The following is a 7116-nucleotide window of genomic DNA, read 5'->3' on the forward strand; positions in this document are numbered from 1 at the left end:
GAAACTCCACACTTCGTTCGAAGGACTTTGGCATGCCTGGAAACTCCTCGCGGCTCACGCTCGCGGTGCTCGCCACCGTGGTCGCCGCGTTCTCGATGCTGCAGTCACTGGTCAGCCCCGCGCTGCCGGTGATCCAGCATGATCTGCACACCACCTCGAGCACCGTGACCTGGGTGTTCACCGCTCTGCTGCTGTCGGTTTCGGTCTCCACGCCCCTGCTCGGCCGGGTCGGCGACATGTACGGCAAGGACCGCACGCTCCTGATCGGGCTGGTCGCGCTGGCCGTCGGCTGTCTGGCCGCCGCCCTCGCCCCGACGATCGGCGTACTGATCGCCGCCCGAGTCATCCAGGGCATCGGCGGTGTGGTCTTCCCGCTCGCGTTCGGAATCATCCGCGACGAGTTCCCGACCGAACGGGTCCCCGCGACCGTCGGCGTGATGTCCGCGATCATCGCCGCCGGTGGTGGGCTCGGGATCGTGCTCGCCGGGCCGATCGTGGCGAACCTCGGCTGGCGCTGGCTGTTCTGGCTCCCGCTGGCCGTCATCACCGTCGCCATCGTGCTGGTACGGCGTTTCATCCCGGCATCACCCAGTCGCGCACCCGGCCGGATCGACTGGCTGGCCGCCGTCCTGCTGTCGAGCTGGTTGATCGCGCTACTGCTCCCGTTGAGCAGCGGACGTTCGTGGGGCTGGGGTTCGTTCCGCACCATCGGTCTGTTCGCGGCGGCCGCCGTACTCGCGGTTGCTTGGGTCACCGTCGAACTGCGCTCGAAGAACCCGCTGATCGACATGCGGGTGATGCGGATCCCGGCCGTGTGGACGACCAACCTGGTCGCGCTGCTGTTCGGTGCGGCGATGTTCGCGGTCTATGCGTTCGTCCCGCAGTTCATGCAGATCCCGACGGCGGCCGGCTTCGGGTTCGGCTCGACTGTGTCGGAGGCCGGCCTGCTCATGCTCCCGATGCTCGTGACGATGGCCGTGACCGGCTCACTGAGCGGCCACGTGGCGCCGTACTTTCCGGTGAAACTGCAGGTCATCAGCGGTTCGGCGCTGAGTCTGGTCGCCTCGCTGGCCTTCGCCGAGTTCCACGATCAGCCTTGGCAGGTCGCTATCTCGACCGCGATCTTCGGGATCGGACTGGGCCTCGCCTACGCCTCGATGACCAGCCTGATCGTGCAGAACGTGCCCCGCGAACACACCGGCGCGGCCACCGGCATGAACGCGAACATCCGCACGATCGGCGGTTCGATCGGTACGGCGCTGGCCGGCTCGATCATCACCGGTCATCTCCAGCCCGGTGGTCTTCCGGCGGAGTCGGGGTTCATCGACACGTTCATCCTGCTGTCCGCCTTCTCCGCGGCGGCCGTCGTACTCGCGCTGGCGATCCCCACCGCCCGCCGTACCGCTCACGCTTTGGTCTGAACGAGTTTGGCCCTCGGTACTCCGTGCGGAGTACGGGGAAGTGTCATCCGTGGGCGGACGATTCGGGCGGGCGGAGCTGGGAGCGTGATCTGCACAATCCCAGCGAAGGAGCACAGACGGAATGGAACCGACCAAGCAAGACCCACCGCGACGGTTGCTTGGGCGCCGCGGGTTTGTCGCCGGCGCGGCCGTACTCGGCGCCGGCGTCGGAATGTCCGCAACGGCACTCGCGACCCGCGACGGCGACACGAAGGACCCGCAAATCTCGCGCACCAAAGAAGACCTCGCACTTCGTGACCAGGATCTGAAGTTCATCGGCACGGAAGAGACCTTCTCGACTCCCGAGCTGATGAAGCTGAACTCCCTCAACAAGGATCACATCGCGTTCCTCACGGAAATCGGTCTGGCGGATCTGGGCGCACGCCGCATCCGCGACATGGACCAGGGGGGACTCAATGTTCAGATCCTCTCCGCGCATACGCCGTCCGTACAAAATGTCCCTGGCAAAAAGGGGATCGACTTTGCCTATCGCCTCAATCGGATGCTGGTCGAGGGGCCGATGGCCAGTCACCCGGGCCGCTTCCAGGCATTCGCCACCTTGCCCTTGCAGAGTCCGGAGGCGGCGGCGGACGAACTGGAACGATCGGTGCGCGAAGACGGCTTCCTGGGGGCACTGACCAACGGTCACATCTCCAAGAAGTACCTCGATCATCCAGATTTCGAGCCTGTGCTGGCACGTGCCGAAGCTCTCGATGTGCCGATCTACCTGCATCCCGGGTATCCAGCCGACGAGATCTACGACATCTACTACCGCACGACCCGGTCGGAGTACACGAAGGAGTTCCAGGACTACATCTTCAGTGGGTCCGGACTTGGCTGGCACCAAGAGGTGCTGATCCAATGCGTCCGCATGATCGCGTACGGGGTTTTCGACAGATTCCCCAAACTGAAGATCATCGTCGGCCATATGGGGGAAGGCCTTCCGTTCTACTACGAGCGGATCGCCAACGACATGGGCGAGCCGACCGAGAACTCGCTCGAGAAGCCCTTCGAGCAGTACTTCCAGGACAACTTCTGGTTCACCACCAGCGCATTCTTCCAGGATGACCTGCTCCAGCTCCTGCTCAAGTACATCAGTGTGGATCGCGTGATGTTCGCCACCGACTATCCCTTCATCGACAGCATCAAAGAAGGGACCGACTGGTTCCGGGCAGTCGATCTTCCGCGGGCGGACAAGGAGAAGATCGCGTTCCGCAACGCCGAGAAGCTGTTCGGCATCAAGGTCTGACGGATCGGGCTCATCGCGGGTGCCGACCGCCCGCCGTTAGTCTGCAGGGGTGGAGTTGCCGCATCCGTTGACCGGGAAGCTGTTCGAGAGTCCGGTCCCGCCTGGGACCGGGTGGCCGGAGGACCCGGCTTCGCCCGGTACGGCGGTTGCTCGGTCGGCGGATGAGGTGCGCTCGTTGGCCGTGGCTGAGCTGGCGGAGCTCGAGGCGCGGGTCTCGGTCTGCCGGGCCTGCGATCGACTGGTGGAGTGGCGGGAAGAGGTTGCCCACAGCAAGCGTGCGTCCTTCGCCGACCAGCCGTACTGGGGCCGCCCGATCCCCGGCTGGGGTGCCGCCGAGCCGCGCATCGTGATCGCGGGACTGGCACCGGCCGCGAACGGCGGTAACCGGACCGGCCGCGTCTTCACCGGCGACCGGTCCGGCGACTGGCTGTTCGCCGCCCTGCATCGGGTCGGGCTCGCCAATCAGCCGACCTCGACGCATGCGGGGGACGGCCTGATGTTGCACGCCACCCGCATGATCGCCGCTGTCCGCTGCGCCCCACCGGCCAACAAACCCACTCCCGTCGAACGCGACACCTGCGCCCCGTGGTTCCGCCGCGAACTCGAACTGGTGCTGCCGACCACCCGCGTCATCATCTGCCTCGGCAAGTTCGGGTACGACGCCCTGCTCACCGCGCTTGGGTCGGCCGTCCCCAAACCGCGCCCGAAGTTCGGTCACGGCGTCGAGGTCCCGGTCGGCCAGGTGACCGTCCTCGGCTGCTTCCACCCCAGCCAGCAGAACACCTTCACCGGCAAACTCACCGAACCCATGCTCGACGCGATCCTGCGCCGCGCACGCGAGCTAGCCAACGTCTAGCCCCACCCCCACCACCCACCCACCGCGCCCTCGCCCAGCCCCCCAAAGAGCAGTGCCCCATCCCCCAACACCTCCGCTGCTCTTTGTGCGTCCAGCTCATCTTTGGGAACCCACCAACCACTTCGAGCTCACGAAAATGGTCGGTGGGTTCCCAAAGTTGCACTTCGTGCACAAAGAGAAGGCGAGCCACCTTTGGGGTGCGGGGAGGGGGGGGACGCGGGGGCCTGTGGTCAGGGCTTTTGAGCGCAGAAAGCCTTGTCCAGGAAGGGATCTACGACGTCGTCGGAGTCGCTGGTGAAGTTCGGGGTGAGGACCAGGGAGACGCGGTGGCGGAGGTCTGCCGTGGTGAATGACCAGCTTTGGTACGCCAGTGCGTCACCATCGTTGCCGTAGGCACGCATCCCGCAAGTCGTGTCCCGCCAGGCTAGTCCGAGGCCGTAGTGACCGTCCTTGGTGCCCGGAGTCTTCATCTGTTTGAGCAGGTACGGCGGGAGCAGCCGCCCGCTGAGCAGAGCGGTCATGAATCGGTCGAGATCATGCGTTGTCGAGATCATCTCGCCGGCCGCACCGAACAGCGACGGGTTCATCTCGGTGTAGTCGAGTAGCGTCCGATCCGGGTTCGGAACATACGCGTGCGCGTGCGGTTCCGGGAGCTGCGGTGTGGTGCCCGGAAGGCTGGTGTGCTCGAGGTCGAGCCGCCGGATGATGCGTCGCTCGATCTGCCGGGCGTACGAACGACCGGTCACCTTCTCGACGATCTCGCCGAGCAGCAGGTAGTTGGTGTTGGAGTACTTGTACTTCTCGCCGGGCTCACCGGTCGGCGGATTCGCGAGTGCTCGCTGGATCAACTCGTCGGCGGTCCAGGTCCGCCACCGGTTCGCGTAGAACTCCGGCTGCGGCGGTCGGGGCAGGGTGTACAGGACGTCGTACAGGCCGCTTGTGTGGTTCAGCAACTGCCGCACGGTGACGCCATCGATCTCCGGGAACCACTTCGCGACTGGATCATCCAGTCGCAGCCGCTTCTCCGCCACCAACTGCAGGACCACGGTCGCCAGGAACGTTTTGGTGATACTGCCGATCCGGAAGTGCCCATCCAGTGGTACGGCGCGCGTCGTACCGACCTCGGCGAGACCGCTGCGACCGCGCCATACCGACTTCCGGTCGTGCACCTCCACCTGCGCTCCGACGCCCGCCGTACGGACGACGTCGTCCAGTCCGCGTTGCAGCTCGTTCGGTGCTGCCTGAGCTTGCAGCGGTGCAACGATCAGTGCGAGTGCGGTGATGCCTACCAGTCTCTTCATTCCCCCACCCTGTCCGGGCGGATCGGCGGCGAGTACCCGGGAACGCCCCGAGTTCTCCCCGGTCATTATTCGGTTGACACCCGGAGGAGTGGTCGAACATGGTGGCCTTTCCCACTAACCAGGAAAGGTGAATCGACCCATGCGCCAACTCGTGAGCACGCTGCCCCACTCCAACTGCTCACGAGGACTTTCATGGATCGAACACCCCTTGCTACCGCTGTCCCGCGCCGCTGGCTGAACCTGGGCGTCCTGGCCCACGTCGACGCCGGCAAGACCAGTCTCACCGAGGCGCTGCTACAACTAGGCGGCGCTGTCGCCGAGCGCGGCCGAGTCGATGACGGTACGACGCAGACGGACAGTCTGGCGATGGAGCGCCGGCGCGGAATCACGATCCGCGCTGCGGTAGCGACCTTCTATGCCGCGGATGTCGGGGTCAACATCGTCGACACCCCGGGTCACCCTGACTTCATCGCCGAGGTGGACAGATCCCTGTCCGTGCTCGACGGCGCCGTACTGGTCGTCTCTGCCGTCGAGGGCATCCAGGCGCAGACGATCGTCCTGCATCGCGCTCTCCAGCGCCTCAACGTGCCGACGATCTTCTTCGTCAACAAGGTCGACCGGATGGGCGCGGACGTCGAGCGGACTGTTGCCAATATCAAGCGTCACCTCACCGAATCCGTCGTCCCGTTGGGTTCCCTGGATCAGCTCTGCGCAGACCTTGCCGGGTACGACGATCTGTTGCTGCAGGAGTGGATCGACGGCGGGCTACCGTCGTCGGACCGGTTGTGGCGCAGTCTCCGCTCGCTCACTTCCGGGTGTGTTGTCTCGCCGGTCCTTTCCGGATCTGCACGCACCCTCGCCGGTGTCTCGGAGTTGACCGACGCGATTCTGCGGTTGTTCCCCACTTCCTCCGACGGTGACATCGACGGGCCGACGGCCGGGCAGGTTTTCAAGATCGAGCGGACGGCCAAACGGGCACGCCTCTGCTCGATCCGCCTGCGCGCGGGTTCCCTCGCCGTACGGGATCATGTTGCCCAAGGCACCGTCACCGCCCTGCAACTGCATCAGCCCGGCGGCGCCGTACCGGCCGCTCGTGCCACCGCCGGCCAGATCATCCAGGTCGAGGGCCTCGACGAGGCCCGCATCGGCGACTGGATCGGTACCCGGCCAACCGGCGTACCGACGCCGAACTTCCGCCCACCCGCTCTGCAATCCACCATCACCGCCAAGGACCCCGCCCGCCAGAACGACCTCTACCAAGCCCTCGCCGAGCTAGCCGACATCGACCCGCTGATCACCTTGCGAGTCCAGCACGACGAACTCCACGTCAGCCTCTACGGCAAGGTGCAGCAAGAAGTCATCGCCGAAACCCTAGCCACCGAATACGGCATCGAGGTTGCTCTCGGCCAACCCTCCGTCATCTGCATCGAACGCCCCACAGGCCGCGCGCACGCCGTCCTCCGCCACGGCGAACACCAATACCCAGTAACCCTGGGCCTCACCGTCGAGCCCGCCCCACCCGGCACCGGCATCACCCTGGACATCACCGCCGAACACGGCTCCCTCCCACTCCACGTCTACAACACCACCGAAGCCTTCCGAGAAGCCGTCCTCGGCTATCTGACCGACCCCCTCACCGCAGGCCCCCACGGCTGGCCAGTCACCGACGTCCACCTCACCCTCACCGAATCCGGCTACCCACCAGCCTCCCCCCGCCCCGCCGAAGTCCGAGCCACCACGGCCCTGGTAGTAACCGAAGCCGTCCGCGCTGCCGGCACCACCATCTGCGAACCCATCGACCACCTCCGCGTCGAATTCCCCGCCGACACCATCTCCGAAGTCCTCAAAGTCCTAGCCCGCCACGGCGCCATCCCCGAAACCACCACCACAACCGACGACACCGCCGTAGTAGAAGCCCACCTCCGAACCGGCTCCGTAGACGCCCTCCGCCACGAACTAGTAGGCGCCGCCCACGGCCTAGCCGTAGTAGACGCCCACCTACACCACTACGCCCCACTGCGCTGAGCCGGACCTGCAGCACCGTCCAAACCGTTCCCGAGTCGGCCGGGCCGGCGTGCTGAGCGTGAACCAGGGAGGCCGCGCGGACATAGACGGTGATGGCGGTCCGCCGCACGGTGGCTTCGCTCGACGCGCCATAACCACAACCCACCTCGACTGTGCGAAGAGTGCCGCCGGTAAACGAGGCGGATTCAGGTGGTTGTCGCAACACTGCGGTTCGGATAGGGATTT

5 protein-coding genes are annotated in these 7116 nt (G+C 65.7%); 4 read left to right on the top strand and 1 reads right to left on the bottom strand.

What is annotated here, in order from left to right; all coding sequences use genetic code 11:
* Positions 1–32: 32 nt before the first annotated feature.
* The 3 genes from ABD231_RS04855 (at position 33) to ABD231_RS04865 (ending at position 3565) form a co-directional block, all read left to right on the top strand.
* Positions 33–1421 (top strand): MFS transporter, encoded by a 1389-nt coding sequence (locus tag ABD231_RS04855; RefSeq protein WP_344145559.1) that lies wholly within the window; start codon positions 33–35, stop codon positions 1419–1421.
* A 121-nt stretch (positions 1422–1542) separates the two neighbouring features.
* Positions 1543–2709 carry an amidohydrolase family protein gene (locus ABD231_RS04860; protein WP_344145561.1) on the top strand — a complete coding sequence of 389 codons (1167 nt, stop codon included), beginning with the start codon at positions 1543–1545 and terminating at the stop codon, positions 2707–2709.
* 49 nt (positions 2710–2758) lie between these two features.
* Positions 2759–3565: a uracil-DNA glycosylase gene (locus ABD231_RS04865; RefSeq protein ID WP_344145563.1), complete on the top strand. Its 807-nt coding sequence runs from the start codon at positions 2759–2761 to the stop codon at positions 3563–3565.
* A 230-nt stretch (positions 3566–3795) separates the two neighbouring features.
* Here the strand turns inward: ABD231_RS04865 and ABD231_RS04870 are convergent, their stop codons facing one another.
* Entirely contained in the window at positions 3796–4866 is a 1071-nt protein-coding gene (locus ABD231_RS04870; protein ID WP_344145565.1) for a serine hydrolase domain-containing protein, read from the bottom strand.
* Between the two features lie 192 nt (positions 4867–5058).
* On the opposite strand from ABD231_RS04870, the gene ABD231_RS04875 reads away from it, so the two are divergent.
* Entirely contained in the window at positions 5059–6891 is a 1833-nt protein-coding gene (locus ABD231_RS04875; RefSeq protein WP_344145567.1) for a GTP-binding protein, read from the top strand.
* Positions 6892–7116: the final 225 nt, after the last annotated feature.

The organism is Kribbella yunnanensis, from assembly GCF_039529655.1.
In the GTDB taxonomy this organism is placed as follows: Bacteria; Actinomycetota; Actinomycetes; order Propionibacteriales; family Kribbellaceae; genus Kribbella; species Kribbella yunnanensis.

Excerpts from the sequence above, each read along its gene's own strand:
- ABD231_RS04855 (WP_344145559.1), top strand. The coding sequence starts at position 33 with ATGCCTGGAAACTCCTCGCGGCTCACGCTCGCGGTGCTCGCCACCGTG.
- ABD231_RS04860 (WP_344145561.1), top strand. The coding sequence starts at position 1,543 with ATGGAACCGACCAAGCAAGACCCACCGCGACGGTTGCTTGGGCGCCGC.
- ABD231_RS04870 (WP_344145565.1), bottom strand. The coding sequence starts at position 4,866 with ATGAAGAGACTGGTAGGCATCACCGCACTCGCACTGATCGTTGCACCG.
- ABD231_RS04875 (WP_344145567.1), top strand. The coding sequence starts at position 5,059 with ATGGATCGAACACCCCTTGCTACCGCTGTCCCGCGCCGCTGGCTGAAC.